The organism is Microcystis sp. Msp_OC_L_20101000_S702, from assembly GCF_007095705.1.
GTDB classification, from domain to species: domain Bacteria; phylum Cyanobacteriota; class Cyanobacteriia; order Cyanobacteriales; family Microcystaceae; genus Microcystis; species Microcystis ichthyoblabe_A.
On sequence record NZ_SFBO01000041.1, the window covers coordinates 1 to 25,973 of the forward strand.

Annotated in this window: 27 protein-coding genes and 2 pseudogenes; 17 read left to right on the forward strand and 12 right to left on the reverse strand. The window is 39.1% G+C overall.

The annotated features are described in order from the left end of the window. Both EWV60_RS04645 and EWV60_RS04650 read right to left on the reverse strand, forming a co-directional pair. Window positions 1-494 (reverse strand): annotated as a pseudogene (locus EWV60_RS04645) (tetratricopeptide repeat protein); the annotation flags it as partial. Further along, a complete protein-coding gene (locus EWV60_RS04650) occupies window positions 487-2,004 on the reverse strand; it encodes an ATP-binding protein (protein ID WP_287231309.1) in 1,518 nt (505 codons plus the stop codon). The pseudogene EWV60_RS04645 and the gene EWV60_RS04650, both read right to left, overlap by 8 nt. A gap of 300 nt (window positions 2,005-2,304) precedes the next feature. Here EWV60_RS04650 and EWV60_RS04655 point away from each other — a divergent pair, with 300 nt between their 5' ends. The 13 genes and pseudogenes from EWV60_RS04655 (at window position 2,305) to EWV60_RS04715 (ending at window position 15,427) form a co-directional block, all read left to right on the forward strand. After that, window positions 2,305-3,390: a hypothetical protein gene (locus EWV60_RS04655; RefSeq protein WP_287231310.1), complete on the forward strand. Its 1,086-nt coding sequence runs from the start codon at window positions 2,305-2,307 to the stop codon at window positions 3,388-3,390. 322 nt (window positions 3,391-3,712) lie between these two features. Continuing rightward, on the forward strand, window positions 3,713-4,255 hold the full coding sequence (locus tag EWV60_RS04660; RefSeq protein WP_002803048.1) for a hypothetical protein: 543 nt from the start codon (window positions 3,713-3,715) through the stop codon (window positions 4,253-4,255). Window positions 4,256-4,300: 45 nt separating this feature from the next. Further along, entirely contained in the window at window positions 4,301-4,543 is a 243-nt protein-coding gene (locus EWV60_RS04665; RefSeq protein ID WP_069475656.1) for a DUF4282 domain-containing protein, read from the forward strand. A 37-nt stretch (window positions 4,544-4,580) separates the two neighbouring features. Next, entirely contained in the window at window positions 4,581-5,063 is a 483-nt protein-coding gene (locus EWV60_RS04670; RefSeq protein ID WP_287231312.1) for a hypothetical protein, read from the forward strand. A gap of 56 nt (window positions 5,064-5,119) precedes the next feature. Then, window positions 5,120-5,482, forward strand: a complete 363-nt coding sequence (locus tag EWV60_RS04675; RefSeq protein WP_002779156.1) for a hypothetical protein — start codon at window positions 5,120-5,122, stop codon at window positions 5,480-5,482. Window positions 5,483-5,507: 25 nt separating this feature from the next. Further along, window positions 5,508-5,969, forward strand: coding sequence for a hypothetical protein (locus EWV60_RS04680; protein ID WP_046662091.1), 462 nt, complete (start codon window positions 5,508-5,510; stop codon window positions 5,967-5,969). 5 nt (window positions 5,970-5,974) lie between these two features. Further along, a complete protein-coding gene (locus EWV60_RS04685; protein WP_287231315.1) occupies window positions 5,975-8,845 on the forward strand; it encodes an FtsK/SpoIIIE domain-containing protein in 2,871 nt (956 codons plus the stop codon). Between the two features lie 14 nt (window positions 8,846-8,859). Next, the gene (locus EWV60_RS04690; protein ID WP_103113287.1) at window positions 8,860-9,126 is read left to right on the forward strand and encodes a hypothetical protein; all 267 of its coding nucleotides are present in this window, start codon (window positions 8,860-8,862) and stop codon (window positions 9,124-9,126) included. Then, entirely contained in the window at window positions 9,119-9,364 is a 246-nt protein-coding gene (locus EWV60_RS04695) for a hypothetical protein (RefSeq protein WP_002779144.1), read from the forward strand. The genes EWV60_RS04690 and EWV60_RS04695 overlap by 8 nt, the downstream gene beginning before the upstream one ends. A 5-nt stretch (window positions 9,365-9,369) precedes the next feature. Further along, window positions 9,370-10,371, forward strand: a complete 1,002-nt coding sequence (locus tag EWV60_RS04700) for a coiled-coil domain-containing protein (RefSeq protein ID WP_002779142.1) — start codon at window positions 9,370-9,372, stop codon at window positions 10,369-10,371. 23 nt (window positions 10,372-10,394) lie between these two features. Beyond that, complete coding sequence (locus tag EWV60_RS04705; protein WP_016516321.1) at window positions 10,395-10,790, forward strand: hypothetical protein; 396 nt, start codon at window positions 10,395-10,397, stop codon at window positions 10,788-10,790. A 97-nt stretch (window positions 10,791-10,887) separates the two neighbouring features. Then, window positions 10,888-11,433, forward strand: a complete 546-nt coding sequence (locus tag EWV60_RS04710) for a Mov34/MPN/PAD-1 family protein (RefSeq protein ID WP_002734089.1) — start codon at window positions 10,888-10,890, stop codon at window positions 11,431-11,433. 104 nt (window positions 11,434-11,537) lie between these two features. After that, window positions 11,538-15,427 (forward strand): annotated as a pseudogene (locus EWV60_RS04715) (WD40 domain-containing protein). Window positions 15,428-15,554: 127 nt separating this feature from the next. Here the strand turns inward: EWV60_RS04715 and EWV60_RS04725 are convergent. Further along, window positions 15,555-17,948, reverse strand: a complete 2,394-nt coding sequence (locus tag EWV60_RS04725) for a DUF3769 domain-containing protein (protein ID WP_287231318.1) — start codon at window positions 17,946-17,948, stop codon at window positions 15,555-15,557. A gap of 140 nt (window positions 17,949-18,088) precedes the next feature. Then, window positions 18,089-18,205: a photosystem II reaction center protein I gene (locus EWV60_RS04730; RefSeq protein WP_002732356.1), complete on the reverse strand. Its 117-nt coding sequence runs from the start codon at window positions 18,203-18,205 to the stop codon at window positions 18,089-18,091. Between the two features lie 182 nt (window positions 18,206-18,387). On the opposite strand from EWV60_RS04730, the gene rsmI reads away from it, so the two are divergent. After that, on the forward strand, window positions 18,388-19,227 hold the full coding sequence (gene rsmI / locus EWV60_RS04735) for a 16S rRNA (cytidine(1402)-2'-O)-methyltransferase (RefSeq protein ID WP_287231320.1): 840 nt from the start codon (window positions 18,388-18,390) through the stop codon (window positions 19,225-19,227). Window positions 19,228-19,263: 36 nt separating this feature from the next. Here the strand turns inward: rsmI and EWV60_RS04740 are convergent, their stop codons facing one another. The 5 genes from EWV60_RS04740 to EWV60_RS04760 all read right to left on the reverse strand — a co-directional run bounded on the left by EWV60_RS04740 (window position 19,264) and on the right by EWV60_RS04760 (window position 22,896). Next, window positions 19,264-20,433 (reverse strand): LptF/LptG family permease, encoded by a 1,170-nt coding sequence (locus EWV60_RS04740; protein WP_016516317.1) that lies wholly within the window; start codon window positions 20,431-20,433, stop codon window positions 19,264-19,266. Between the two features lie 32 nt (window positions 20,434-20,465). Beyond that, window positions 20,466-21,194 carry an LPS export ABC transporter ATP-binding protein gene (lptB, locus tag EWV60_RS04745; protein ID WP_002734513.1) on the reverse strand — a complete coding sequence of 243 codons (729 nt, stop codon included), beginning with the start codon at window positions 21,192-21,194 and terminating at the stop codon, window positions 20,466-20,468. 144 nt (window positions 21,195-21,338) lie between these two features. Next, entirely contained in the window at window positions 21,339-21,839 is a 501-nt protein-coding gene (locus tag EWV60_RS04750) for an LptA/OstA family protein (RefSeq protein WP_002732682.1), read from the reverse strand. A 262-nt stretch (window positions 21,840-22,101) separates the two neighbouring features. Then, a complete protein-coding gene (locus EWV60_RS04755) occupies window positions 22,102-22,527 on the reverse strand; it encodes a DUF309 domain-containing protein (RefSeq protein ID WP_185239678.1) in 426 nt (141 codons plus the stop codon). Between the two features lie 9 nt (window positions 22,528-22,536). Further along, window positions 22,537-22,896, reverse strand: a complete 360-nt coding sequence (locus tag EWV60_RS04760; protein WP_002779133.1) for a ferredoxin thioredoxin reductase catalytic beta subunit — start codon at window positions 22,894-22,896, stop codon at window positions 22,537-22,539. 255 nt (window positions 22,897-23,151) lie between these two features. On the opposite strand from EWV60_RS04760, the gene EWV60_RS04765 reads away from it, so the two are divergent. Both EWV60_RS04765 and EWV60_RS04770 read left to right on the forward strand, forming a co-directional pair. Next, on the forward strand, window positions 23,152-23,451 hold the full coding sequence (locus EWV60_RS04765; protein ID WP_002733535.1) for a DUF1816 domain-containing protein: 300 nt from the start codon (window positions 23,152-23,154) through the stop codon (window positions 23,449-23,451). Next, on the forward strand, window positions 23,420-24,067 hold the full coding sequence (locus EWV60_RS04770) for a ComF family protein (RefSeq protein WP_016515058.1): 648 nt from the start codon (window positions 23,420-23,422) through the stop codon (window positions 24,065-24,067). The genes EWV60_RS04765 and EWV60_RS04770 overlap by 32 nt, the downstream gene beginning before the upstream one ends. A gap of 45 nt (window positions 24,068-24,112) precedes the next feature. On the opposite strand, the gene psbX is transcribed toward EWV60_RS04770, so the two are convergent. Further along, window positions 24,113-24,232 (reverse strand): photosystem II reaction center X protein, encoded by a 120-nt coding sequence (gene psbX, locus EWV60_RS04775; RefSeq protein ID WP_002733679.1) that lies wholly within the window; start codon window positions 24,230-24,232, stop codon window positions 24,113-24,115. A gap of 218 nt (window positions 24,233-24,450) precedes the next feature. On the opposite strand from psbX, the gene EWV60_RS04780 reads away from it, so the two are divergent. Further along, window positions 24,451-24,750, forward strand: a complete 300-nt coding sequence (locus EWV60_RS04780) for a hypothetical protein (protein ID WP_194018270.1) — start codon at window positions 24,451-24,453, stop codon at window positions 24,748-24,750. 35 nt (window positions 24,751-24,785) lie between these two features. Here EWV60_RS04780 and EWV60_RS04785 read toward each other — a convergent pair whose 3' ends face one another. Together EWV60_RS04785 and EWV60_RS04790 are read right to left on the reverse strand one after the other, a co-directional pair. Continuing rightward, a complete protein-coding gene (locus tag EWV60_RS04785; protein WP_287231326.1) occupies window positions 24,786-25,718 on the reverse strand; it encodes a DNA adenine methylase in 933 nt (310 codons plus the stop codon). 15 nt (window positions 25,719-25,733) lie between these two features. Further along, complete coding sequence (locus EWV60_RS04790) at window positions 25,734-25,880, reverse strand: type II restriction endonuclease (protein WP_230458664.1); 147 nt, start codon at window positions 25,878-25,880, stop codon at window positions 25,734-25,736. Window positions 25,881-25,973: the final 93 nt, after the last annotated feature.

Here is a 25,973-nt window from a genome sequence, read left to right on the forward strand (position 1 = left end):
TAATTTTTTGCTTGGTCAAATTCTCCTAATTCTCGATACATATAACCAAGTTCACTTAAACAGAGAAAATCGGTTTCATTGTCAAGATTTCCTAATAATTCTTTACACAGTTTTATGCCATCTTCATAGCGTCCCCAGATGCGTAATTGTTTGTGCAAAGGGAAAGAAGTTGGGTCATGAATTTCTAAGGGTAAAGAAAATAAAGATTTAGCTTCTTTATACCAACCTAATCGACATAGACAGAGAAATGCTTCCACATAACGACTTGCCCGTTCTTGAATAGAGAGCTGCTGTCCCATTTTATCCTTAATATGGCGTTCATAACCAATTAAATGCCAGATGAATGCGCCAAAATGTGCTTTTTCAAAATGACTTCCTGTCGCCCCTAAAATTTCCCCTTTTTGTTTGACTTGAGCGAGTTCTCCAAAAACAGTAAAATCGATACTTGTGAGACGTTCTTTGACTCTTAATTGAGGAGATTTAAAATCATTCATGATTTGGGTTTCCTTCTTTTCTTTGGGTAGATACTAGACGCTTGAAAGCAACATTGCGAATTAAACTGTGCTGTTTGATATGTGGTTCATATCCCAGTTGTTTTTGAGTTTCTACTAAATAACGGTTAAACAAGGTAAAAAGAGCTAGGTCTAAATCTTGTTCCTCGTATTCTGAAAATAATTGAAGATTTTCAAACCACGCATTTTTAAATTCAAAAGATGAATAAGTAGAACCATAGATAAGCAATAAATAAGCAGTTTTAAAAGTGTTTTCAAGTCGCTCTATTGTTCTTTCGACTTCCTCCTCTAGCAGTTGTTTTCGTAATTGTTTGGTCATTAAGTTAACTTTGTAATAATCATCAGGATTGGCTTTTTGAGCTTCATCAATCATTTCTCTTAATCGTCGAAATCGGGATTTATTCTCCTCATAATAAGTGCTTATATCTCCATTCAGTCTATCAATAATATCACCAGAAATTAAGCGGATAGCGAGAGGATGTCCTTCATAAAGTTTTCCGATCTCTTTAAGGTAAGCAAGGTTACGTCCATGAAGAATTAATTCGACTTCTGCTTGTTGAAATAAACGTTCAAATAACTGTAAACTTTCCTGATCCTCTAATCCCATTAATGGCTGAATATGCCAATATTGATCTTGACTAAAAGTTTCAAAATCTTCAGGCTTATCCTGCGAAGTTATCACAATTCGAGTCTGACAATTTTCGGCTTCTAATATCTTTTGAAAAAAGACTCGCCAGAGGGGGTCTTTAAAGCGATTACTGCCATCTTGTTTTTCTCCTTGTAAAAGATTTTCCATTGAATCAAACCAAATCAATCGACGATTATTGCTCAGATGATTAACCAGTTGAGTTAATAATTGTTCTGGGTTTTTTGCTTGTTTTGCCGTAACAGGTTCATCGCCACGATTGAGTAAATCAATAGCTGTGCTGATAAAGTTTTGTGCTTCTGATTGCGACTGTTGATCCTCCCGTTGATTAAACCCATCAAAATCAATAGGCAGTTCAGGAGGAAACCCTTCTTGACACAAAGCTAAGGCCAATTTGTAGGCGAGGGCAGTTTTTCCAATACCTGTTATTCCCGTAATTACGACAATGCGACAATCGCCTCTTAGTTTTTCCAGTAAATCACTTTGAAGAGACTCTCGCCCCACCCAAATAGGCTCGATATCTTGAGTCAGTTTTTGCAAAAGATTATCTAGATCTGCGACTTTTGAAGGGTCGATGTTCAAAGCTCGACAAAAGGCGAAAAAACCTTCCGATTGAATGTTTTTACCCCTCAAAAAATGATCTAAAGTCTCTGGTGAGCAGTTGTCGGCGTAATAAGAGTAATAAGTGTGGGCTGGGTCATTTGAAATTTCCTCCCAATTCCCATCGGGTTTGGCAAATTGACTAGCCTCGGTGCATAAGTATTTTCTAGTCCAGCCTTCTTTTTGTTTTTGCGCCCATCGGGTTTTGACTTGCTCAAGTCCCGCTACGGAGAGTTTTAACTTCATTGCTCTCTATTCAATCTACATAAGTTTATTTCTCTATTGTTGATCAATTATCCCCAGAAATTCTCATTTTTTGAAAAAATTTTCTCTAATCTGACTAAGCACATATCAGCTATTTGCTCAATTATAGGTATAGGAAGCCATTCAAGCTTTCTAATTCTTTCTAATTCCAGCTTCTTTTGCTTTTTGCGCCCAAAAATCATCGTTTTGCTTGCTTCTCCGTAGAAATCTAAGGATTTCTATCGCTTTACTCCCAATGAAGAGAGCCTCATTGCTCGTTGTCCTCTTCTTAAGGGTAGCAAAATGGCTATTTCTCAAATAATCAACCAAACCAATGGTAAACAGTTTATCTCATTATCATCTACATCGGTGCGGCTACTGTCGTCGGATGGAGGTGATGTCAATCACTTATTTAGCGGTCAAATACGAGAGCGTCACTATGAGCAACTTTCTTGTTGGCTTAATTTAAAACCAAACGAGGAAAAGGACTTAACGGCACAAACATTTGCAACGCTAAAGACCACAAATTACACCCAAAAAGATCCCCTATTCACTTTAAGGACTGTCCGAAGAATGTTACAGGATAACGGTCTTCTCTTTGTCTATGATATATCCCAAACCCCTGATATTGAGCAATATGTGAAGATTCTGTTTTCTTGTGCTGGATTTATTGTGTTAAGTAACATTGGCAACTGCTGGATTCTTAGCAAAAGAGCCTTACTTTCTTTTGATGTGCCAAAGGTAAAAGGTTATCTGGTCAAGGAAGCGGAAACACCGGCAGAAATTGAATCCTATTTCTTATTTCTCAAGAATCGCTATCCTGAGTCACAAAATTATTGCAAAGAAATCGACGATTTATTTACTCACCAATCGGTTATTTTTCTAGCCTATCCTGAACAGAATCCCTCTCAGGTAATCGGTGTTGCACGTTATACCTATTCTCTGGCTGAATATGGCTACTATTTGCCTTGTCAACTGGCAACATTTTGTGAAGGAAAACACACAGGAAAGCATTTGATGTTACCCAAAAATGTAACAAGCATCGGAGAAAGTCTCTCTCTGTATGATGAAAAGGGAACTGGCAAAAAAGGAACAAGTTATCTTGTTTATCAGCAATTGATTCGAGCTATCTTGACTTACAAACATGATATTGCTCACACTGAAATTTCCTACACGACTTATCCAAAAGGGGACGAAACAATTGAAGCACTGTATAAAGAACGTTTTGGATTTAAGCACACTCTACACGATAATGAAAAAGTTTGCTTAAAATATGGAACATTTGCCGGTCAATGGTATCTCATTGAACTGGAGCAGTGGATGATTAAGCATCAGTACCACAACGCTGACCAGATTTTTCATAAACACAAGCAAGCGTTTGCGGTGTGAAGTCTAGCTCAATAGGTTTCCGATAAATACTAGATTTTGGGAACTTAAGGTAAATTATCCTGAAAATTGGCTATATCCTTAAGTGTCCCGAAGTCAATCTCAGCTTTAGATGTCATATTCCTTACTCTATAAGGGTTTGAGGCTATTTTAAAATTGATACCAGTTTGGGTAGATTCCCAAATTATTCTCAAGCTATACTGGCATACCAGATGCGGCCTGTTCAGCCGAAACTTAGAAATAAGTGGATGATTGGCTTTTGTCGAATAACCGATAGGTTAGAATTCGCACTTTACCTGAATAAATTGTATGGTTTTGGTGTATTATGTATCAACAACAAGTTCAACTTTTGGGAAATCCTTTAACGCTTAAAGTCAGCAATCCAGATGTTAATCAGTCCTGTAATATTATTGGAATTGATAACAATGGAGAAGGGAAATCTTTATACGTCTATAATGTCGTAGCGGATGCGTTAGAATCTAATAAACGCAATATTGAAGACTTAATCAAGGAATATGAAAGACAGACAAATATTGCTTTAAAAGTTTTGATTGCGCTATCCGATGGCGTTATTTGGGTACTAACCACTGTTATGAATATCTTTACCTCTATCTTCGGAGGAGTTGGTGGTGCTGGAATTTATGGCATTATGTTTGTCTTAATTATCCTTGCTTTGTTGGCGATAGCATGGATTTATGCCTTAATGGTAATTCTACCTCTTATGGCAATTTCTTATGGTACTAGACTGTGGTTAGAACAAGTTTCTAAAAAAGCCATAGAACAATTAAGCAGAGACGCAAGAGAGGTGGCGCGTAAATCTTTAAAAGGAACTCAAGATTCCTTACAATTACCTGAAAATAATTCGTAATCTACCTCAAAAATTATCTTTTTTCTAAGCCAATAAGAGGGTTTAATGAACAGTTTCTGGCAAGACTTTTTTACCTTTCGGAAAATGGTTAGCATTACCATTATCAAGTTTCTCTATATCTTAGGCTTGTTTATGATTACCCTAGGAGGTTTAAGTGGACTATTTGTGGAACCTTTAGCAGGAATCGCTACTTTAATTATTGGTAATTTATTCTGGCGAATTTTCTGTGAATCATTGATTCTAGTTTTTAGTATTCACCAAGAATTAGTCAAGCTTAACAGTAAGTAATGTTTTCATTAATTGACCATCTTGCGAATTGAAAATCATGAAAAAAATTAACTTCATCTTATCTATTTTTATCCTGAGTCAGCTAGGGTTTAGCTTACCACTTAAAGCTCAATCTCGCTGTCAAGCAACTATTAATTCTATTGTCAATGAAATAGAATCTAAAGGAGTTAGAAAGGTGATAGTAGAAAAAGGGACTGTAACCAATCAGGGGAATCCCACTAATAGAAAAGATGAATTAATGCTGTTATTAAGTTCTTACTTAGATAATACTGGTACCTCTGGTGATCAAAGAAGTGGTTGGATTGTTTCAAACATTATGGCTTCCCGTGTTTTAATGAAAAGTTATGCCGATAGAATAGTTTCTAATTGTCAAGATATTGCTGCTGTAAAATTTATTGCCCATGGCTCAGATTACATTCAAGAATTTGCTATTCAATCTGATGGAAAACCTCGCCTACGAGATTGCATTGATTTTGATCTTAGCTTAACTCCTAATTGGAATGAAATGTATTGTTATTAAGCTTCTAAAAGTCTTAATTAACCTCAAATATTTCTTTCATTAATTTAGCAAAAAATATGAAAATTACTCATTTATTTTTTATCACCTGTCTTGTCAGTTTAACCAGCTTAGTCTTACCAGTAAACGCTCAAACATGGCGTCGTCATCAAGAAAATAACTATCGTAATGTGGTAGCTATTGTTAAACCTCATCGGAGTGGATATTGTAGCAATCATTTTATTCGACAAGATGGCAGGGTTTATGACGCAAGGAAGGGGACTCGTGGAAGTTATTTAATTGTTGATCAAGTCGTCTCATTGACAGGTGTTATTAACACCAATAATAGAGGTGATAAAATTTGGCAAGTTTTCTATCAACCCTCACGCACAACCATGTGGTTACATGACTGTGATTTATCTATTCCTCAACTCGTTGATTAATTAACAATAACCCAGAGGTTTAAACATGAAAACAATTCAAAATTCAATTGCTCGTATGATTGCTAATAGAGAGCAAATTTGGCAACAATATGATCGGGCTGATTCTAATCGAAAAGACCTAAGTAAACGCTTTGCTAAATATTATAGTAATCCAAGTCAAGTTACGACTATTTCCCCTTTAACTTCTCAACAATTACCCCCGGCTGAAATTGAAGCTTGTCTGGATAAATTAGAAGAAACAGACCGTAAAATTAACCAAGAACAGTCTAACATAGAATCTCACAAAAATGAGATAGAGTCTTTAAAAATTAAAGCTCGTAACCTAATCATCGGGCTAATCATTGGGCTGAGTGTGGGGGGTTCTTTCTTGTTGTTCACTTTATTTATCTTTACTAACAATAACTCCTCTGATGACTCTAATTCTTCTCAACTGTATCAGTTAAATACTCAAAAAAATGTTTTAAAATTATCTAAACAAGGAGAATAATGCTTATGTTTTGGCAACAACAAATTGAAGGGTTAAACCAAAAAATTGAACAAAGTAGTCAACGCATAACCGACTATTTAGGGGTTTGTGCTTCTTTGTTCAATCATGGTAAATTAAACGGCGAACAATTACCTAATTATTTTGGAAAATTTCTCCAAGATAGCTATCTATCGACTCAATCCTATTTAGAACAGCAACCATTAGAAATAATAGGAAGTTGGCAAGATTATCGTTGGGAAAATTGGAACATTAACGATAATTTATTATCCTCATTAGAGCCTACAGAATTAATTCGTATTGGTCAATTAGTTGAACAAAGATCGAGTAATAACACTTTTTGTGTTCCCGAATTTGCTCCCTTTATTGGTGGGAATAAAACTATTATTATTCGCTGTAGCAATAATACCCGTAATACGGGACTAGAATTACTGCAATCTCTTGTGATTCGTGCCGCTATTTTACTTCCTTATCAAATACGTTATACCTTCTGTGATCCCGTTAATAATGGGGGTGCATTTTTAATGCGTCGTTCCCTTCCTGAGGCTTTGATTAGAGAAAATAGTGGCGAAGTTTATCGAGATTTATTAGAAGTCACTCAAGATATTCGTCGCGTCAAAGAAACCTATTTAGATCCTCAGTCTCCTGCCTTACATTTACTCCCCCCAGATATTCGAGTCAATGAAAGATTTGAGGGGATTTTTGTCGCAGATTTTCCTAAAAGATATGACCGTAGAGATATTGAAGAATTACAAAAAATTGGTAATAGTGGACCAGAAGCTGGAAGATATGTGTTTATTCACTATAATCAAGATATTGATCTCCCTAGAGATATTAATATGAGTGGGTTTGAAAATGCCTTTTATATTGATCTCAGTAAACAGTCAAAGACAGCAACATCTTGTCAACTTCAATTTAAAGCGGATAGTATTCCCGACGCGGATTTACAAAAACAATTACTTGATAAAGTTAAACAAGCTAAACCCCCCGAACGAAAATTAGATTGGGATGATATAGTAGGAATTGATCCGCAAAATTGGTGGAATTATAGTAGTGAAGAATGGATAACCACACCTATCGGTGGAAGAGGAAGTTCTGATCAATTAAATATTTGGTTTGGTAAAGATAGCGAAGGTCATCAATGCGCTCATGGTATGCTAGGAGCAATGACTGGATCAGGAAAATCTACCCTGTATCATGGGCTTATTTTAGGCTTGGCAACTCGTTATAGTCCCTCAGAATTAAGATTTTATCTCATTGATGGCAAATATGGCGTAGAATTAGCCCCCTATCGCAATTTGCCCCATACCGAAGTAGTTTCCTTACATTCCTCCCCTGAATTATCGCGTAGTGTTTTAACTGAATTAATCGCCGAAAAAGAACGACGTAACGCCTTATTTAAAAGATTAGGGGTGTCAGAATTGGCAGGTTATCGCCGACTAGGACAACCAGAGGGCAAAATGCCCCGTATTCTTCTAATTATTGATGAATATCAGGAGTTATTTTTTAACGACAAAGAGGATACTGCTTCAAGTCAACTACTGATTTTAGCCCAACAGGGGCGAAGTGCGGGTATTCATATGTTACTCGCTTCCCAAAGGTTTGGGGCTGAAGGAATGCGGAATCAAACGGGAATTTTGGGTAATATTCACCTGAGAATGGGAATGCAGATGTCAAAAACAGAAATTCAAGCCCTGACAGAATTTGGAAAACGAGGAAAACAATTATTAATGACCTGTGATTTGCCTGGAAAAATTGTTATTAATGACCGTAGTGGCGATGATAACTCTAATTATTTTGGGAAAGTGGCATTTATCGAAAAATCTCGCCGAGATATGATCATTAACGCTTTATCTCAAAAAGCTCATCAACTCTCCCCAGAAGATTACACGGAAACAGTGGTCTTTGATGGAGATTCTCAGCCTAATTTAGCAGATAATCCTCAATTACGCCATATTTTAGATTACGGTAAATGGTTAACCTCAGAAGATTGGGAAAAAATCGCCCGTTTACCTTTCTACAAAGGAGGATTAGGCATTTCTGACTGGTTTAGTGCAGAATACCCGGTCTTAACATGGCTAGGACAAGAATTCAGTGTGAGGCAACAGGCAAGGCTGATATTACGCCGTCGTCCAAGTGAAAACGTTCTAGTTATCGGTGGAGACTATAATACAGCCCGTTATGGAATTCTATCGGCTATTTTGACCAGTCTTGCTATTAATGGCAATCTTCAACAAACTCGTTTTGTTGTGGTAGATCGCAGTGTATCCGGTACACAATGGCATTTAGCATTGGAAGAAGTATGTCAGATTATTCTAAAACCTTTGGGCTTTACGACGGCATTTAACCGCGAAAATAGAATTATTACGGCAATTTTGAACAATTTAATTCTTCAACTTGACGAAAGAAACCAACTCAGTGAAGCAGACTTGATGACTCAACCTTCTATTTTCGTCATCATGACGGAATTAGATAGAGTAGATGACTTAAGACGGAGCAATGAGCAGTCTTATAGCCCAGAAAGTCACTTAACTACTCAAATTAAGCGATTATTGAAGGAAGGACCGAGTAAAGGTATTCATCTCATCCTCAGTTTTTCAGGGATCAAGGCTTTCTCTAATGTCCTTGATATTCGGCGAAATTTAGCTTATTTTCGCCATAGAGTCGCTTTACAGATGTCAGAAGATGATTCTTTCACCTTTGTTAGTGATCGCCAAGCCTCACGTTTACAAGCAGATGGAGATGTTCCAATTAAAGCCCTTTATCGGGATACGGATAGCGATCGCACTACTCTTTTTAAACCTTATAGTACGGAATCTACACCCGAATTTAAGCAACAAATAGAGAAAATTGCTAATAGTTTAATCAAAAGAGCTTAAAGCTTAATTTAACCATGGATCACTCATTTTTACAACTCAAACACTTTCAACAGACCCTCGAACAATTCCATGATCGCGTTCAATCGGCGTGGCGAGAAGTGGAAACCACCTATGAGGATCTTTCTCCCCATTGGCAAGACCAAAAACGACAAAAACATGATGAAATGTGGCTTGATTTGCAAGAAAAGACTAATAATTATTATAGTCGCCAAATTCCCACCTATAATGATTTTTTAAACCATAAATTACAAGTATTAGAGAGGTATTTAAACGGTGGATAATTCCCGAAAAACAGCCCTTTTAGCCTATCAAACTGCACTCAATCAATATTATTTGATTTTAAGCGAAGAATTGGAATTTCTCGATACGGCATGGCGATCGCTTGATGAAGTTTTTCAAGGATCAGTCGCCGAAGAATTTACAGGTTTTTGGACAAGAACCTTGGCAGAAATGGAAGATTCAAGGCTAGAAGTTCAGAAAATCCTCAATTTTATCCAAGAAATCCCCGATAAATCTTAATCATTATGACTATTCAAGATCCCCGTATTCTCATTAACCTTCTCAATGACTTAATTGAAGAACTTAGATACTGGAAAATAACCGCCCGTGATACCCTGGATCAAATGTCATGGCATCAAAGGCAAAGTGAAGAAAAAGTGAGTCAAGCTCTGTATCATGCTTCAATTATTCAAGATCAGGCTAAAAATGATCAAAAATTAGTTGATCAGGCTAATGATGAAGTTGCTCAATTGTTATCTAATTGTCATCAAGTCTTAGAAAAAGCTCAACAAAATTTGGCAGCAGCTCAAAATACCCAAAATCAGGCGCAATCAACCTTAAATCATTGGCAAACTCAGCTAAGTCTTGCGTTAGCTTGGTTAGAAAGGGCAGAAGACCGATTACAACGTGCCATAAACGAAAGAGAGCAAGCAGAATTTACTTTACGCAGTGCAGAATCTGAATTACAAAGCGCACAATCCGCCCTCACCAGTTGCCAAAATTCAGGCTATACTGACAAGGATGGACGATATCATGCGCCCAATTGTTCTGGTCAGCAAGCTAAGGTTAGTCAAGCCCAAAATGCGGTTCAAGCTGCAATCCAACGCTTAAATAAAGCCATTGAAGAAGAAAAAGCAGCAAGAGAAGAAGTCGCACGAGCGCAAGCTAGGGTTAATTGTTGTCGAAATGCCATCGGATATGCTCAAACAGCCGTCTATCAGGCGAATATTACTTTAAATTATGCCCATAATGCCCTGAGTTTTGCCGAACGTAGTTTAGAAAACGCAGATGCAGCTAGACGGGAAGTTGATAGAGCGCAATTAGAGGCAAGCAATGAGCAGGAAATGGCAGATTTAATGTCTTTAGCCGTAAATAATGCCCGCAATTTCACCGAAGAAGCCCGAAATGATTTCAAAGGAGCGGAAAAGCAAGGAAACTCCGCTCAATGTTTAGAAATTGGGGTAACAAGAGAAATAGAATATCGAGTAGAAAGTCTGATTGAATTCAACCGTCCTTTTCAATTTTAGTGATTTTTGGAGGATAAAAAATGATGGAAGATATTGTTTGGAAGATGCAGCAGCGATCTCGCACTCTGCAAGACTATCGTAAAGATATTCGAGGCCTATGGCAAGATGAGGCTGCCAAAACCCTTAATCGTCGTTATCTTGACCCCCATGAAGATGACGATCAGAAAATGATAGAATTTTTGCAGAAACAGGTACAAGGCTTAGAAAAAACTAATGAGGAGTTGGTTAAAGCCAAAGATTATGCTTTAGAGGCTGAACGCTATTCCCAACAAGTTGAACATTTCTTAGAACGAGAAAAACAGGAAGTTAAACAAGCTTATTATTCTTATGATCGATCTATCGAATATTACGGCTTAACTCAGGCAGAATTACCTAATATTCACAGATTAATTCAACAAGCTAATCGCAGTTGTAACTAAAAAAGATATTTATATTACGAAATTTTATTAAAATAAATGTTTGATAAATATCTATCTTAGACAGAAAAAAAGATGAATAACTAAGAGAATAAAAACAATGTTAAGTTACCAGAATATCAAAACTATTTTTTCCCAGAAATCATTTTTAGCGATTGCAGCTGAAACTTATGAAAGCTATAAAACAGAAACAGGTGGCATTTTTTTAGGAATTAGAAACCCTAATAAATGGTATATTTTAGAAACCTTAGATTCGGGTCTAAATCCTATCTTTCGCCCCGGCTATTTTGAGTATGATAATGCTTATATCAACCACCTGTCTAACAAAATTGCCAGATTTTATCGAGAACCCATAGAAGTTCTTGGACTATGGCATAGACATCCGGGCAGTTTTGATTACTTTTCCTTAACTGATGATACAATTAATAAAAAATATGCTTCTCAACATTCTGAGGGAGCTATTTCTGCCTTAGTTAATTTTGACCCATTTTTTCGATTGACTATGTATCACGTTTCCCTCCCTTCTCAATCTGATTCACGACCCGAATATACTAAGCTTTCTATAGAAATTGGAGATCAATTAATTCCCAAAAATTTGCTAACTATTAAATCTTTATCTGATTATTTATCAATAGTTAATGATTAATTTTCTTCAATCTAGTTACACAAGTATTAACTTTTTTCATACTTAACTTAATTGACGGTGAATAGATTATCAGGCTATAATCCTAAAAAGTGAAATTTCAGACTATGCCTAATCTCAATACCAGTGCTAACGTCAAAAAAAGAATTCTGATCTTCTTAGAAAGACTATTAACTCATGTTAATAAGGAATCACCAGATCATCAGTATTGGTCGAATCACCTATCTTTCAGGTGGCTTGCAGAAGGTGCATCACATCCTAAGCTAATTGTCTATACAACTTTAAAAATATTAACAGATTTTTGTCATGGAATTACTAAGCAAAAGTTAGGGGCTGCCATTACTGTTGAACAGATGAGAAATGACCTTAAGGTTTTACAAGAATGGGAAATACTAACAGATAATAGATACAAACAAGCTAAAGGCGTAGCAAATTTGCACTTTACCCTAAATCTTTGGCATTCATCAACAGAAGAAAATTTGAAAAAATTTGAGGAAGAATGGGATAAGCGTAAATCTCCCGGTCTTGAAAACTCATCAATTAAAACAGAAATAAATTATGATAATTTCGGATTAATTCCTGATATTTCTCAGATTTATGGGAGAGAAAAAGAACTAGAATTATTAAAACAAAAGTTTTTTCAAAATAGTCCCCCGTGTAAAATTATCGGAATTTTCGGAATAGCAGGAATCGGAAAAACATCTCTTGTCTGTAAACTGATTGAGCAAATTCAAGAGGAATTTTATCGTGTTATCTATTGGTCTTTTTTGAATCCCCCTTTACCCCTAGAATTTCTGGAAAATACAAGTAATATTATTTCACAGAATATTAGTTTTAAGGCAGAAGATAAGTTTAAAATAAAACTGATAAAATTTATCAAGATACTAGCCAAATATCGTTGTTTATTATTTTTAGATAATATTGATGCGATTATTGAGCATGAAAACTATCGAGAATATAGCGAAATTTTACAAGCAATTGGTCAGTCAAAGCACAATAGCTGTTTAATTATAACCAGTCGAAAAATTCCTCAAGAACTTGAATCGTTAGTGGGAAATAAAACTTCAACTTATTTCCGAGAGTTACAAGGACTTGACTATCAAACTGGACGGCAAATTTTGAGAGATATTGACACCTTTCATGGTTCAGAGGATGAATGGCAATTTTTAATTCAACAAGTCTGTCACGGCAATCCTTTATTCATCAAATCTATCGCTCATCATATTCAACGAGTTCATCATAATAATCTCTCGGATTTTCTTTTAAAAGGGAATCTTCTGATAGAAAAAGTCGAGTCTATTTTAAATTCTTACTTTCAGCAACTATCTGATTTAGAAAAAGCGATTATTTTTGAGTTAGCGATTAATCGAAATCCAGTTTCTTTGTCGGAACTAGAACATAATATTATCATTGAACCTGACGGTAAAAGTATCCAAGAAGGGATCAGATCATTATCTAGCAAAATTCTGTTAGATAAAAAAGATGACTACTTTACCATACATCCTCTACTGATTGAATATTTCACTCAAAAAATTATTACCATAGCAACAGAAGAAATAAAAACTCAAAAATTCCAATTATTAAAAAGTAATTCCTTGACTAAAACTACTGTTCCTGATTATCTAAGAAAGATTCAAATTAATGTTATTTTACACCCAATAATCAATAACTTAATCCATAATTTTCAAGAAAATAATCTAGAAAGCAAACTAATTGATTGTTTAAAGACATTAAAAAATGAACCTTCTGGACAAATTGGCGGCATTGCTGGCAATATCATTAACTTACTTAATATACTGAAAAATGGTCACTTAATCGGCTACGATTTTTCCCATATCTCCATTCGACAAGTCGATTTTTCAAACATTAGACTCACCCAAGTAGATTTTTCCTATTCGCAGTTTTTTGACTGTATTTTTCCTCAAACTTGTGGCAGTATTTTATCAATTTCTTGCAGTCAGTTTAATCGCTCTTTTCCAAGAGAAGAGCTTTTAGCAACTGGTGACAGTCATGGGATGATTTACCTCTGGAAAGTCAAACAAGATGGAAAATTAGAATTAAGCAAAAGTTTTCCTGCTCACGGAAGCTGGGTGTGGTCAGTAGCCTTAAATTCCGAGGGACAGTTACTAGCGAGTGGGGGACAAGATGGAATTGTTAAAATTTGGTCTATTACAACAGATATATCTATAAATTGTCATTCTTTGCCCCACCCTTCTCAAAAACATTATGCTCCTATTAGATCAGTTACTTTTAGTGCTGATAGTAAGTTTTTAGCCACAGGAAGTGAGGACAAAACTATTAAAATATGGTCAGTTGAAACAGGAGAATGTCTCCACACCCTTGAAGGACATCAAGAACGAGTAGGTGGTGTTACCTTTAGTCCAAATGGTCAACTTTTAGCCAGTGGCAGCGCTGATAAAACCATCAAAATATGGTCAGTTGACACAGGAAAATGTCTCCATACTCTTACAGGACACCAAGATTGGGTTTGGCAAGTTGCCTTTAGTTCTGATGGTCAACTTCTAGCCAGTGGAAGTGGGGATAAAACCATTAAAATATGGTCTATTATAGAAGGAGAATATCAAAATATTGATACTTTAACAGGACACGAAAGCTGGATTTGGTCAATTGCTTTTAGTCCGGACGGTCAATATATAGCCAGTGGGAGTGAAGATTTTACACTGCGATTATGGTCAGTAAAAACCAGAGAATGTCTTCAATGTTTTAGGGGATATGGCAATCGATTATCATCAATTACTTTCAGCACCGATAGTCAATATATTTTGAGTGGTTCTATAGATCGTTCGCTCCGATTATGGTCTATCAAAAACCATAAATGTCTTCAACAGATTAATGGTCATACTGACTGGATCTGTTCAGTAGCTTTTAGTCCCGATGGAAAAACATTGATAAGTGGAAGTGGAGATCAAACGATTAGATTATGGTCAGTGGAAAGTGGCAAAGTAATTAAAATTTTACAAGAAAAAGATTATTGGGTTTTATTGCATCAAGTCGCAGTTAGTCCGAATGGTCAACTGATTGCTAGTACCAGTCACGATAACACCATCAAACTTTGGGATATTAGGATAGATGAAAAATACACTTTTTCCCCAGAACATCAAAAGCGCGTATGGTCGATCGCTTTTAGTCCTAATAGTCAAATGCTGGTAAGTGGTAGTGGAGATAATTCTGTTAAGCTTTGGTCGGTTCCGAGAGGATTTTGTCTTAAAACTTTTGAGGAACATCAGGCCTGGGTATTATCAGTAAATTTTAGTCTTGATGGAAAATTAATAGCAACTGGTAGTGAAGATCGAACTATAAAACTCTGGTCTATTGAAGATAATATGACTCAATCTTTGCGAACTTTTAAAGGTCATCAAGGAAGAATCTGGTCTGTTGTCTTTAGCTCTGACGGTCAGCGATTAGCCAGTTCAAGTGATGATCAAACGGTCAAAGTTTGGCAAGTCAAAGATGGTAGATTAATTAATAGGGTTCTTCGTTACTTGGTATGGTTCGATAGGGGGGCATAAATCGACTAAATCCTTATCTGGCAAGAGATTTAATTGATTAGTTCGCTCCAGATCGCAAACAATTGACAAAAATTGCGGTTAACACAAACCGAAGAACCATTAATAGTTTTGAAGGTCATAAGTCTTGGGTATGGTCAGTAGCTTTTAGTCCCGATGGGAAGTTACTAGCAAGTGGGGGGGATGACGCAACAATCCGAATTTGGGATGTTGAAACAGGTCAACTTCATCAACTCCTGTGTGAACATACTAAAAGTGTCAGGTCAGTCTGTTTTAGTCCCGACGGTAAGACATTGGCCAGCGCAGGTGAAGACGAGACGATTAAACTTTGGAACCTAAAAACAGGAGAATGTCAGAACACTTTACGCTCTCCTAGACTTTATGAACAAACAAATATTAAGGGAGTAGAAGGGTTGAATTATGAAACGAGCAACACCATGAAAATTTTAGGAGCTTTTCTGTCACGTTGAAGAGAGGATAGAAGTTAGTCAAGGGAGTCTCATTGAGAGGTAATCCCGATCTGAAAATCCCTAAAACCCCACACCCCACTTCATAATTCATCATTCATAATTCATCATTCATAATTCCCATGTAGTCTTAACGGGTTACTCCATCCACCACCGGACGGACATCGCTGCCCTCAAAATAGCCGGGGTTGCCTGTCCAGTTGAAATCCGACACGCGGATGTTGAGTATTCCCAACTGCAGCACTGGGTTATAGCGCAAAATTAAACTATAGGTGCGACGACTCCATTCGAGAAAATATTCTGTACTGATTTCCTTAGCTTGATCGATACTATAAATGCTCTGGAAACCCACGCGAATCGGACCATATACCTGTTGAGTTATACCATAGGACATTGTTTGTTGATCAACAAAGCGATCAAAGAAAAAGGGTGATTGTCCGTTAACTAAACCCTGACTAAAACTGAGATTAAATCCAGTATAGTCGAACAAATTGCGGGAAAAACGCCCAAACTGTCCTAATAATCCCACAGTTCCCGTGACGGAATTTTGCGTCTCTCCGTTAGTGTAATAACCGGTGACACCGGTGACACCAGTGACAAGAGCAATATAGGGTTGAACGGGAAGAGGAGAAAATCTTAAACCTTGGTCGGGAGTCGGTGGTAAAGTAAGGGCAGACCAGAGTAAAAAACTGCGATTGAGGGAGACAGCACCCTGAAAACGGCTTAAATTAGTCACATTATCCGTTGCATTGGCCGCTAGGAGATCACTGCGATCGGTGGGTGCGTTAACATTCTGAACAGAAGCTTGATAACTGAGTCTAATATCCGTATTCGGGACGACAATCACCGGTGAGGTCAAAATTGCCCCAAAACTGCTATTAACCGTCTGAAACCCCAAAGAACCGTTAAAGAGACGCTCGCGATAATTGTACTCCACATTGAGCAGATAGGGATCTTGCAACTGTCCGATCGTCTGTTGAAAGCGAATCTTAGAACGAACACTATTTTCGATCTGTTCCAAATCTAAATTAGAAAAAGAAGCTGTTGCCTGAAAAAACGAGCGCTCACCAAAATTAGTGGCAAAATTCCCCAATAAACCGAAAGCTTTCGGACTAAGGGCTGAAACTTCGCCACCTCCGGGGTTAGCTGAGGGAAAAGCATCGGGATTAAGGACTTTTTGAATTAAATATTGCGGTGTCAACTCAAAAAGAGTCTTCGGTGTCTCCACTAAAGTTAGGGGACTTTCTACGAAAAATCCGCCCCGATCCTCCCCATCATAGCCCGGGGCAATTAAAAAAGGACGACGACGACGGCGATCAAACGTAAGACTATTAATAAAAGTGGGTGCCACTACCCGTTGATCGAAAACCAACTGGGAATTACTCATCCGTAACTCATCGGTAAAGGGGCCGGTACTGCGAAAAGTGGCGGAATTAGCTCGAACTTCCAATTCAGGGGGGGAAAAAGGGTCATTAGTCAGACGCACATTAGTGGCATTCCACACCTTACCATCAAAATTCAAGCGTTCGGCCTGAAAACGGACACGATTAATCGTTCCCCCCGATGGACTACTAATATTCTGTCGATCGCGTCGACTGGGATCCTGTCCCCCGACGACAAATTGAAAACCCTCTCCCGTGGTGATTCTCTGCAAGGGTTGATTTAATGCCAAACGATCGGTTAGGGTTCCAAAAGAACCACCGGCCCCCACATCCGTGGGCAGCGTTTGTCCTAAATCCCTAGCGGTGCTGGGTTGAAAAATCTCCCCATTAGCATTAAATACCACACCGCTATCCTGGACGAAATAATACTCAAAGCGATCGCCGCGCAGGATTTGATCTCCCCGGGTTAGGATCACCTGGCCCTCCGCTACCGCTAACTTTTCGGGAAGATTAATCTGTAAGCGATCGGCTGTCAGTACACTTTGGGCAAAACGTAGGGTGACATTACCCCTAGCGGTGATAATCTGCCGATTTTGGTCAAATTCCTGCTCATCGGCCACTAATTCTAGGGGCTTTTCCCCTTCTGGATTAACTGCATCGGTCTGAGCTAGGCTGTTATTGAGGGAAATCCAGTATTCTTGGCTGGTTTTTTCGCCTTTTTTCCGCACTAATAGCCGACTTGAGCCATTTTTCTGGTTAAGAGCTTTTTGATTTAATCCTGAAACTATCTCGGTTTCGGGATGAATGGTGACACCAACGGCTGCGGGGGGTGGAGAATTCTGGACAGAAAGGGGTTTTCCTAAAGCTGCCGCATCACCCCCACTGCTAGGTAAAGGTTCTAAGGGAATACCCTGATCGGGAACCAAGGGTTTTACCTCGACGGTTTCCGGGGGTGGAGTGACGGTGAGGGGAATAGAAACGCTCTCTTCTGAAGGCTTTTTTGCCTCTAGAGGTGCTGGGGTGACAGGGAGGGGAACTACAGACGTGGGAATATTTTCAGAAACTTGGCGCTCCTCCGTTTCCGGTTCGGCTACAGTATTAATCAGGGCAGGTGGTTCAACAGCTAAGAAAAAAAAAGACATGACTGCACGAGTCGGCGATCGAAATAGAGGACGAGCGAACCTCAATGATACTACCACGATCATTATTTCTAGGGAGACAGGGAAAGTCCGATAACTTGTTCCCTGTGTCTCTACCCTAGAACCAGTTTGATAATTGTCTTCTACTCAAAGTCTTTGCGTCCGGGGTTACGGGTAGGATCGCCGGAAAGGAAGCCAAAGATAAAAAGTAAGACAAAGAAGGAAACAACGATATAAACGGCGATTTTTAGGGTTAACATTACTAAGACGTTCTCCTTAGACTAGATTAATGCAATAACAGGGTTAGCATACCTTGACCTACTTTACCCTATTTGAGTGATCCCTGAACAGAGAAAAGTGATCAGTCTTCAGTTATCAGCCTACTGTTTACTGTTTACTGATCACTTAAAATACAACTAAATAGCCTATTTTTAGCCAATTTATGAATAATCTCGGTAAATTATATGTGGTGGGAACGCCGATCGGCAATTTAGACGATCTGACTTTCCGATCCCTGGCAACTCTCAAAAAAGTCGCTCTAATTGCCGCCGAAGATACCAGACACACCGGCAAATTATTACAGCATTTTGATATTTCAACCCCTCAAATTAGTTACCATGAACATAATCGCCTTTCCCGTCTCGATGAGTTATTAAATATTCTCAGCCAAGGTCAGGATATCGCTTTGGTTACTGATGCGGGAATGCCGGGGATTTCTGACCCGGGTTATGAGTTAATTAAAGCTTGTATAGAAGCTCAGATCGAAGTGGTTCCCATCCCCGGAGTAACGGCGGTAATTACTGCTTTAGCGGTGTCGGGATTACCCACGGAAAGATTCTGTTTTGAAGGATTTCTTCCGGGTAAGGCAAAGCTGAGACAAGAGCGCATAGAGAGTTTAAAAACCGAAACAAGAACGATGGTTTTTTATGAAGCACCCCACAAACTTATTAAGACTTTGGAGGATTTAGGCGAAACTTTTGGCCCAACGAGAAAGATAGTTTTAGGTCGGGAATTAACCAAGCTTTACGAAGAAATTTGGCGAGGAACTATCGCCGAGGCGATTAATTTATATCGGGAGAATAAAACTCCTAAAGGAGAATTTACGCTCGTAGTTATGGGCAACGATCAGGCCGATAATATCCAATTATCCGACGAGGAATTAAAACGGGAATTACAACAAATTATAGAACGGGGAGTTAGTCGATCGCAAGCCAGCAGACAATTAGCACAGGTTACTAATTTATCCCGCAGTCGTTTATACAAATTAGCCCTAGAAATTTGATGATTATCAATTTTTATTCCCACCGCTAATCCTCGATTATTTAGCCGATTGAAGTAACAAAATTCCGCCGGCAGTTAATCCTAAAATGTTGGGCAACCAAGCGGCCATCAAGGGGGTTAAAACTCCGCCAATGCCTAAGGAACTGGTGACAAAAGATAGGAGATAATAGGAGAAAATTAGGACAATACAAATACCGAAACTGGTGGCTTTATTAGAATTTTGGGGACGCAATCCCAAGGCTGCCCCAATCATCCCAAAAACTAAACAAACAAAGGGTAAAGATATTTTCTGCTCGATTTGAACCTGTAGTTTTCTAATTTTGGTAGGATTGCCACTTAATTGCATTATTTTTAGGTATTCCTGCGCTTGTCTTAGGGTCATTTCTGAACCATCTCGCGCCCGAAAAGCTAAATCTAAAGGGGTACGCGGTAGGGCTAATTGTTGATGTTGAAAGCGGACAATATTACGATAGGAACCATTAGGATCAATTAGATAAATTGTGCCGTTATAAAAATCCCAGATATTCTTTTCAATATTCCAAGAAGCTGATTCTGAGGTAATAATTTGATTAACTTCCGGTTGGGTGCGATCGAGAATGGTTAAACCTAACATTTCTTGACCGTTAAATCTTTCAGCATAAAATAACCTTCTTAATACTGTTTGCGATTCCCCTCCATCCGGTGGCCGCACTTTGCCGTATTCAGGATAAATAATATTATCTTCAATAAAAGATTTGCGATTTGGTCGCAGAGCTTTCGTCATGGTAGCATTAGCTTCATAACTAGCAGCTGGAGCCACATAATCATTGAAAATGTAGGTTAATCCCGTCACTATTAAACTTAGCACAATGGCGGGAATTATTAGGCGATAAACACTAATTCCAATACTTTTAAAAGCAATCAATTCGCTATCACTGGCTAAACGACTGTAGGCCATTAAAGCCGCTAAAAGTATCGACATGGGAAAGGCTAAAACAATAAACTCTGGCATTTTTAATAGGAGAATTTTTAGGGCCAAAGTAAAAGGTAAACCCGATTCAGTAATGCGTCGCACTAAATCAAATAAAGTCCCGATCGCCACTCCCAAAGAAGTGAATAAACCCATACCAAATAGAAAGGGTAATAATAACTCGACAAAAATATAGCGGTCTAAGATGGTAAATCCGGGTATTCTACTTAAATTTCCTTGCCAATTGCTAACTTTCATGATATAATGCAGCGATTTTTTATTAATAACAATTATCTTAAGAAATTATCACCCAAATAATACTGACGCACCAGAGGATTATTATACAGTTCTTCACCACTTCCCGCCGCTAAAATCTGCCCTTCGCGCATAATATAAGCCCGATTAGTAATAGCCAAAGTTTCTCGCACATTGTGATCAGTAATTAAAATTCCCATCTGACGATCCCTTAAACCAGCGATCATCGCTTGAATCTCAGATACAGCGATTGGATCCACCCCAGCGAAAGGTTCATCTAATAACAAAAATCTTGGTCCGTTGACTCCCACCGCTAAAGCGCGAGCTAATTCCGTCCTTCTTCTTTCTCCTCCAGAAACGTAAGCTCCTTTAGTGCCAACAATCTTATCGAGGCGAAATTCTTTTAATAAATTATAGAGACGATTTGCCCGTTGGGAAAAGGGAACTCCCGACTGTTCTAGGGCTAACTGAATATTTTCTGATACAGTTAAATAACGAAAAATACTGGCCTGCTGCGTCAGATAGCCAATACCCAGACGCGCCCTTTGATTAAGGGGTAATTTGGTAATTTCTTTTTGATCGAGCCAAACGCGCCCTTGATTCGGTTTAATTAATCCCGTGGCGATATAAAAAGTTGTGGTTTTCCCCGCGCCATTTGGTCCTAATAAACCGACAATTTCCCCCGGGGCAACGGTAATACTCACTCGGTTAACCACGAGTCTTTTACCGTAGGATTTATGGATATTTTCTAATACTAAAGTCATCTTTATCCGGTGTTGGGGTGTGGGGTGTGGGGAAGTGGGGTGTGGGGTGTGGGGTGTGGGGTGTGGGGAGAATACTGCCTTTTGCCTTTTGCCTTTTGCCTTTTGCCTTTTGTCTCCTGTCTCCTGACTCCTGACTCCTGACTATCACTGCGGGTTAATAATTGGGGCAGCGGGGAGGGAAGGGGAAGGTATGGGTGCGGGTGTCGGGGAAGCAGCTGGTTGGGGGGAAGTTTCGTTATCTTTGACTAAATAAATTGACTCCACCTGCTGACTGGTTTGGGGAGTAGCGATAAATCTACCCTCATCGACTAGATAAGTCATCGTTTCAGCGCGGATACTGTTGCCTTCTTGCAAAACGTAAACATTACCCGTCATCACTAAACGACGTTCGCGGCTAAAATACTGAGCTTGGGCAGAAGTGGCCTGCATTTTACGGGCAGGATAGAACACTTGTACGTTACCTCTCGCAGTAATTACCCCCGTTTTTGAGTTTGCCTCTTGAATATCCGATCGCACTGTCATGGCATTACCGGGTACAATATTCTGCTGTGCCTTGACTAGGGGAGAATTGCCCAATCCCACCATTAAGCTGGTAGAAACGAGGGCAACTAGCCATCCCCTGATTTTTGCGGATCTTGCTCTCATAAAAATGTCACCTATAAGTAAATGGTTTCAATTAAATTGAAGATAAATCGCCCCTTGATCCCCCCTTAATCCCCCCTTGATAAGGGGGGTGCTGATCCCCCCTTAATCCCCCCTTGATAAGGGGGGTGCTGATCCCCCCTTAATCCCCCCTTGATAAGGGGGGTGCTGATCCCCCCTTAATCCCCCCTTGATAAGGGGGGTGCTGACAATTTTAACACCCACCTACTTAGAGGTAATTGTATTGACTAACTAATCTAGCTGTTTAGAGAACGGGATGAATTTTGAGGATTTTCGGCAGGGAACAGATAGATTGATCGAGGTGGGGATGAGGATGTTCCTGATTGCTTTTCATCGCTTCTAACACTGCCGGTAAAGCTTGGGGATCGAGATTCTGTAAAAAGTTTAATAGATCCAAACTCTCCCCCACCAAGTGCGTCACGTTGATCCCCTCGTAATCGGGTTGATAGTGTTGTAAACGTCTCACCCCTTCCCCCAAAAGAATTACCGCCCCGCGCCAGTTATTATTTTCTAGATGGTAACAAGCGACAGCAATCTGCAAAATGCCTTGATAAAAGGTTTTTTCAGGCTCTGCGGACTCCATCCACAAAGCCTCTAGGGTATCATGACAAGCATAGAATTGCTGGCGATTAAATTCGTCGATTCCTTGCCCAAAAGCGCTGGCTGTCATTACCCTATACTAATGCCCCTTCATCAATTCGCGGACTTCTTGGATATAGTCGAGGGAAATTACCTGTTCTTCCCCAGCAAACTCGTTATCGGGGGTAATAAACAGCATACAGTGACATTCTTTCCGTTCCCGCATCGGTACACAGGGACAATTCCAGAAAGTATTTTTTACCTCCGCTTCTTTGTCCTCGTAGTGACGACAGGGACATAAAGGAGCGCCTAATTCGTCCTTATGACGCGCTAATCCCTCAATTACTACGGCTGTCACCGAGAGATCGCTACAGAAATAGGTATTTGTACCTCTAGCGTACTGTTCGGCAAACTTCTTCATCGCCTCAAGACTCTTATCTGTGTCTGTGATCTGGCTCATAGTTATCTTATCTCCCTAGCTTTCTACAAAAAAACTTTTTACTATCCTATCTCGATCCGCTTCCCCTTGGCTGAGGGGAATTTTTAGAATCTCTTTTGATTTTGCGACCGATCCCCTTGTTAATCTAATACGATAAAAAGACTCTCTTTGGCCAAAAGCTCGACTTTTTGGCCAGCAAACGGGAATTATGGAGGCAAAGTTCCTCAAAACCTGTCCTTGATTCCTGCAATCCCTGTACCCTATCAATACCAGAACATGATTTTATCTTTCTTGCAGACAAATAAAATTTCTGACGATAACACGCCTTGGTGGCTGAAAATTACCTCCCTTTATCCCCACTGTATCTACTATTTTGGTCCCTTTGCCTCCTTTGAGGAAGCACAACAGCATCAGGGGGGTTATCTCCAAGATCTAGAGTCCGAAGGAGCGCAAGGAATCAGTCTTTCGATCGAGCGGAGTAATCCCCATTATTTGACCGTTTTTGACGATGGAAGTCAGGATCTAGCTAAAACTTTTGCTTCCCATGCTCGAACCTTTTCTCGCTTTATTTCTTAAGTCTCCCTGTCCTCTTTGTCAACGGCAGAGCGATCGAGAGCTTTGCCGTGATTGTGGGCGACAATTACAGGCCTATCGTCAGAATAACCCGCTTTTTCTCTGGCGTGGTTCTATTCCCCTGTTTATCTGGGGACGCTATGAAGGTAAATTAAAACAGGCGATCGCTAAAATGAAATATGATCGCCATCCCGCTCTCGGCTCTTTGCTAGGCAGTTGCATGGGGGAAACTTGGCTGCTTCGTCCTCCCCTCACCGATAAACGTTTGACGGTGATTCCTATCCCTCTCCACCCAGAAAGGTTAAAGGAAAGGGGTTTTAATCAAGCAGAAGTCATTGGCGAAGGTTTTTGTCGTTTAACCGGTTATCATCTGGCTAGTCGCGGATTAATTCGGATTAAGAACACGGCAGCCTTGTTTAGTATGGCAGCCGAGGAAAGAAAAAGGACGATGCAAGCGGCTTTTCAACTGGGGAAAAATTTACCGAAATCAGTGCCGATTCTCTTAATTGACGATATTTATACCACAGGAACCACGATCGAGGAAGCTGTGCAGGTTTTACGCACAGAGGGATATCGGGTAGTCGGTGCGATCGCTCTTGCCAGTTCCAAAATTAGCTAAAATGCCCAGACGGAATCGGTCTAGGCATTTTAGAGTTAGATTAAATTAAGTCCGTTTGATCTTGTCGTATTGACTGATGAAAATCAAACCGATAGTGGCAGGGATCAGAACGATAACCGCACCTAAAACAAGGCTCCAGAGAAAGTTAGCTAAAGAGGGTGTCATGATAGATAAATCCTTTGTCATATTTTCAAAGACTTAGTTTTTTATCTTATCACCTTGGGCGAGAAGACCCCCAGTTCCACGGCCAGATAAATGCGATCGCAGGTTTTATATGTCTTCAATCCCTCAAGATAAAGTCTCCCTTGACTTCTCAAGGGGATAGGGATGTTTGACAATAGGTGATAGTTACAAAACTTTAAACTAGATTGGCAAAGATTTTTATGGCTACTGACGATCGCAAACGGCGCATTCTCGATCATCTCTCCAGAAGTACCACTGGTGCTGACTATATTCCCAAAAAACCGCTGCCAATTGTGGAAACTCCTCCGGTGGTAGCGGAACCCGTGGCAGCGCCGCCTCCAGTAACTCCTTCACCGGAATTAACCGCTAAAGAGCGCAAAAGAAAGATAATGTCCCATCTTTACATGAGTAGTCAAGATTTTGGCGAAATTACTAGCACTGCCCCCGAAGAAAAGCGTAAACGCCAAATTAACGACCATCTGCGCCAAAGCCAAGGATAAATAGTAAGGAGTGAGAATTAGCCACTAGGCATCTTCTAGACTGTTCTCGCTCCCTCATTTTCTGCTGTCGATGGCAATAATGACAGTTGTTGCAAATCAGTTCCTCGCTCTGGCAACAAGGGAATGTTAAAGTTAGTAATGAGTGCTTCGGTGATCGGATGACGTAATTTTTCTGTGGAACCCACATGATAAAAATGCTGTTTAGTATAGATATAAAACTTATCAGCACTCCAATTTTTTTTAATTAAAGGATTGCTCCTAAACTGATTACTGTGCCAAGTGGACAAAATAAACCGACAAGAAATATCCTTTAAAATAGTCACCAAACAATCTTCATCCTCTTCAGACCAAGAGTTAAAATAATCGGCGTGTCTCCCTAAATAAGGAGGATCGAGATAGATCAAGTCTGTTTTTTGCCAATCAGATAAAGTCTCTCGAAAGTCAGCAACTTGAAAATCATAATCAGTTTTAATAAGAATATTTTCTAGGGCAATAACTTGATTGACTATTTTGGTAATATATGCTTGAGAAAATCGCTCTGATTTATGACAGTAAGGTACGTTAAACTGTCCCTTCCGATTGAATCTCATCACGCCATTAAAACAGGAGCGATTGAGAAATAAAAAATCTAGAGAATTAGGAGCTTGATTAAATCTTTCTCGTACTTGATAATAATAACTTTCTCCCTGCTCCTTAAGAACTTGACCATTTTCTTGCAAAAAAAGCTTAACAGTTTTACTGGTAATAACTTGATTTTTTAGATTATTATAAAACTGGATAATATGAGTATTTGTGTCCGCAAGTAAAGCCTTTTTCGGATTAATATTAAAAGCCACCACTCCCGATCCAGAAAAGGGTTCTATCCAACGCCCAAAGCTCAGATTAGACACAATATTTTTAATATCTTTCACCAATTTAGTTTTAATTCCTTGACACTTAATCGGTGGCACAAGTGGCGTTAACTTCACTAAACACTCTCCTCATCAATAGTAATCTCTGTCCACAGCAAACTTAGCTCCTGTTGGCTCGTGAATAAAGGTCAAATCAGGGTAAAAATTTTGTTGAGATACTAACTCTATCTTTAATTGGTTACATCTAGCAAAATTATCAAATATGGGAAAAAGAAGCAATTCTAGGATTTTGGAGATGATTTTCGTATCAATAGATATAGTATATACTTCTAGGCAGTTTAAATTCAGTACAGCTTATCCCAGAAACCATGG

Bases quoted from the DNA above. Each gene is read 5' to 3' on its own strand.
- EWV60_RS04660 (WP_002803048.1), top strand. From the start codon at position 3,713: ATGTATCAACAACAAGTTCAACTTTTGGGAAATCCTTTAACGCTTAAA.
- EWV60_RS04685 (WP_287231315.1), top strand. From the start codon at position 5,975: ATGTTTTGGCAACAACAAATTGAAGGGTTAAACCAAAAAATTGAACAA.
- EWV60_RS04750 (WP_002732682.1), bottom strand. From the start codon at position 21,839: ATGAGAGCAAGATCCGCAAAAATCAGGGGATGGCTAGTTGCCCTCGTT.
- EWV60_RS04770 (WP_016515058.1), top strand. From the start codon at position 23,420: ATGCTCGAACCTTTTCTCGCTTTATTTCTTAAGTCTCCCTGTCCTCTT.
- EWV60_RS04650 (WP_287231309.1), bottom strand. From the start codon at position 2,004: ATGAAGTTAAAACTCTCCGTAGCGGGACTTGAGCAAGTCAAAACCCGA.
- EWV60_RS04705 (WP_016516321.1), top strand. From the start codon at position 10,395: ATGGAAGATATTGTTTGGAAGATGCAGCAGCGATCTCGCACTCTGCAA.
- EWV60_RS04780 (WP_194018270.1), top strand. From the start codon at position 24,451: ATGGCTACTGACGATCGCAAACGGCGCATTCTCGATCATCTCTCCAGA.
- EWV60_RS04665 (WP_069475656.1), top strand. From the start codon at position 4,301: ATGAACAGTTTCTGGCAAGACTTTTTTACCTTTCGGAAAATGGTTAGC.
- EWV60_RS04680 (WP_046662091.1), top strand. From the start codon at position 5,508: ATGAAAACAATTCAAAATTCAATTGCTCGTATGATTGCTAATAGAGAG.
- lptB (WP_002734513.1), bottom strand. From the start codon at position 21,194: ATGACTTTAGTATTAGAAAATATCCATAAATCCTACGGTAAAAGACTC.
- EWV60_RS04655 (WP_287231310.1), top strand. From the start codon at position 2,305: ATGGCTATTTCTCAAATAATCAACCAAACCAATGGTAAACAGTTTATC.
- EWV60_RS04755 (WP_185239678.1), bottom strand. From the start codon at position 22,527: ATGACAGCCAGCGCTTTTGGGCAAGGAATCGACGAATTTAATCGCCAG.
- rsmI (WP_287231320.1), top strand. From the start codon at position 18,388: ATGAATAATCTCGGTAAATTATATGTGGTGGGAACGCCGATCGGCAAT.
- EWV60_RS04740 (WP_016516317.1), bottom strand. From the start codon at position 20,433: ATGAAAGTTAGCAATTGGCAAGGAAATTTAAGTAGAATACCCGGATTT.
- EWV60_RS04675 (WP_002779156.1), top strand. From the start codon at position 5,120: ATGAAAATTACTCATTTATTTTTTATCACCTGTCTTGTCAGTTTAACC.
- EWV60_RS04730 (WP_002732356.1), bottom strand. From the start codon at position 18,205: ATGTTAACCCTAAAAATCGCCGTTTATATCGTTGTTTCCTTCTTTGTC.
- EWV60_RS04765 (WP_002733535.1), top strand. From the start codon at position 23,152: ATGATTTTATCTTTCTTGCAGACAAATAAAATTTCTGACGATAACACG.
- EWV60_RS04725 (WP_287231318.1), bottom strand. From the start codon at position 17,948: ATGTCTTTTTTTTTCTTAGCTGTTGAACCACCTGCCCTGATTAATACT.
- EWV60_RS04700 (WP_002779142.1), top strand. From the start codon at position 9,370: ATGACTATTCAAGATCCCCGTATTCTCATTAACCTTCTCAATGACTTA.
- EWV60_RS04690 (WP_103113287.1), top strand. From the start codon at position 8,860: ATGGATCACTCATTTTTACAACTCAAACACTTTCAACAGACCCTCGAA.
- EWV60_RS04670 (WP_287231312.1), top strand. From the start codon at position 4,581: ATGAAAAAAATTAACTTCATCTTATCTATTTTTATCCTGAGTCAGCTA.
- EWV60_RS04760 (WP_002779133.1), bottom strand. From the start codon at position 22,896: ATGAGCCAGATCACAGACACAGATAAGAGTCTTGAGGCGATGAAGAAG.
- psbX (WP_002733679.1), bottom strand. From the start codon at position 24,232: ATGACACCCTCTTTAGCTAACTTTCTCTGGAGCCTTGTTTTAGGTGCG.
- EWV60_RS04710 (WP_002734089.1), top strand. From the start codon at position 10,888: ATGTTAAGTTACCAGAATATCAAAACTATTTTTTCCCAGAAATCATTT.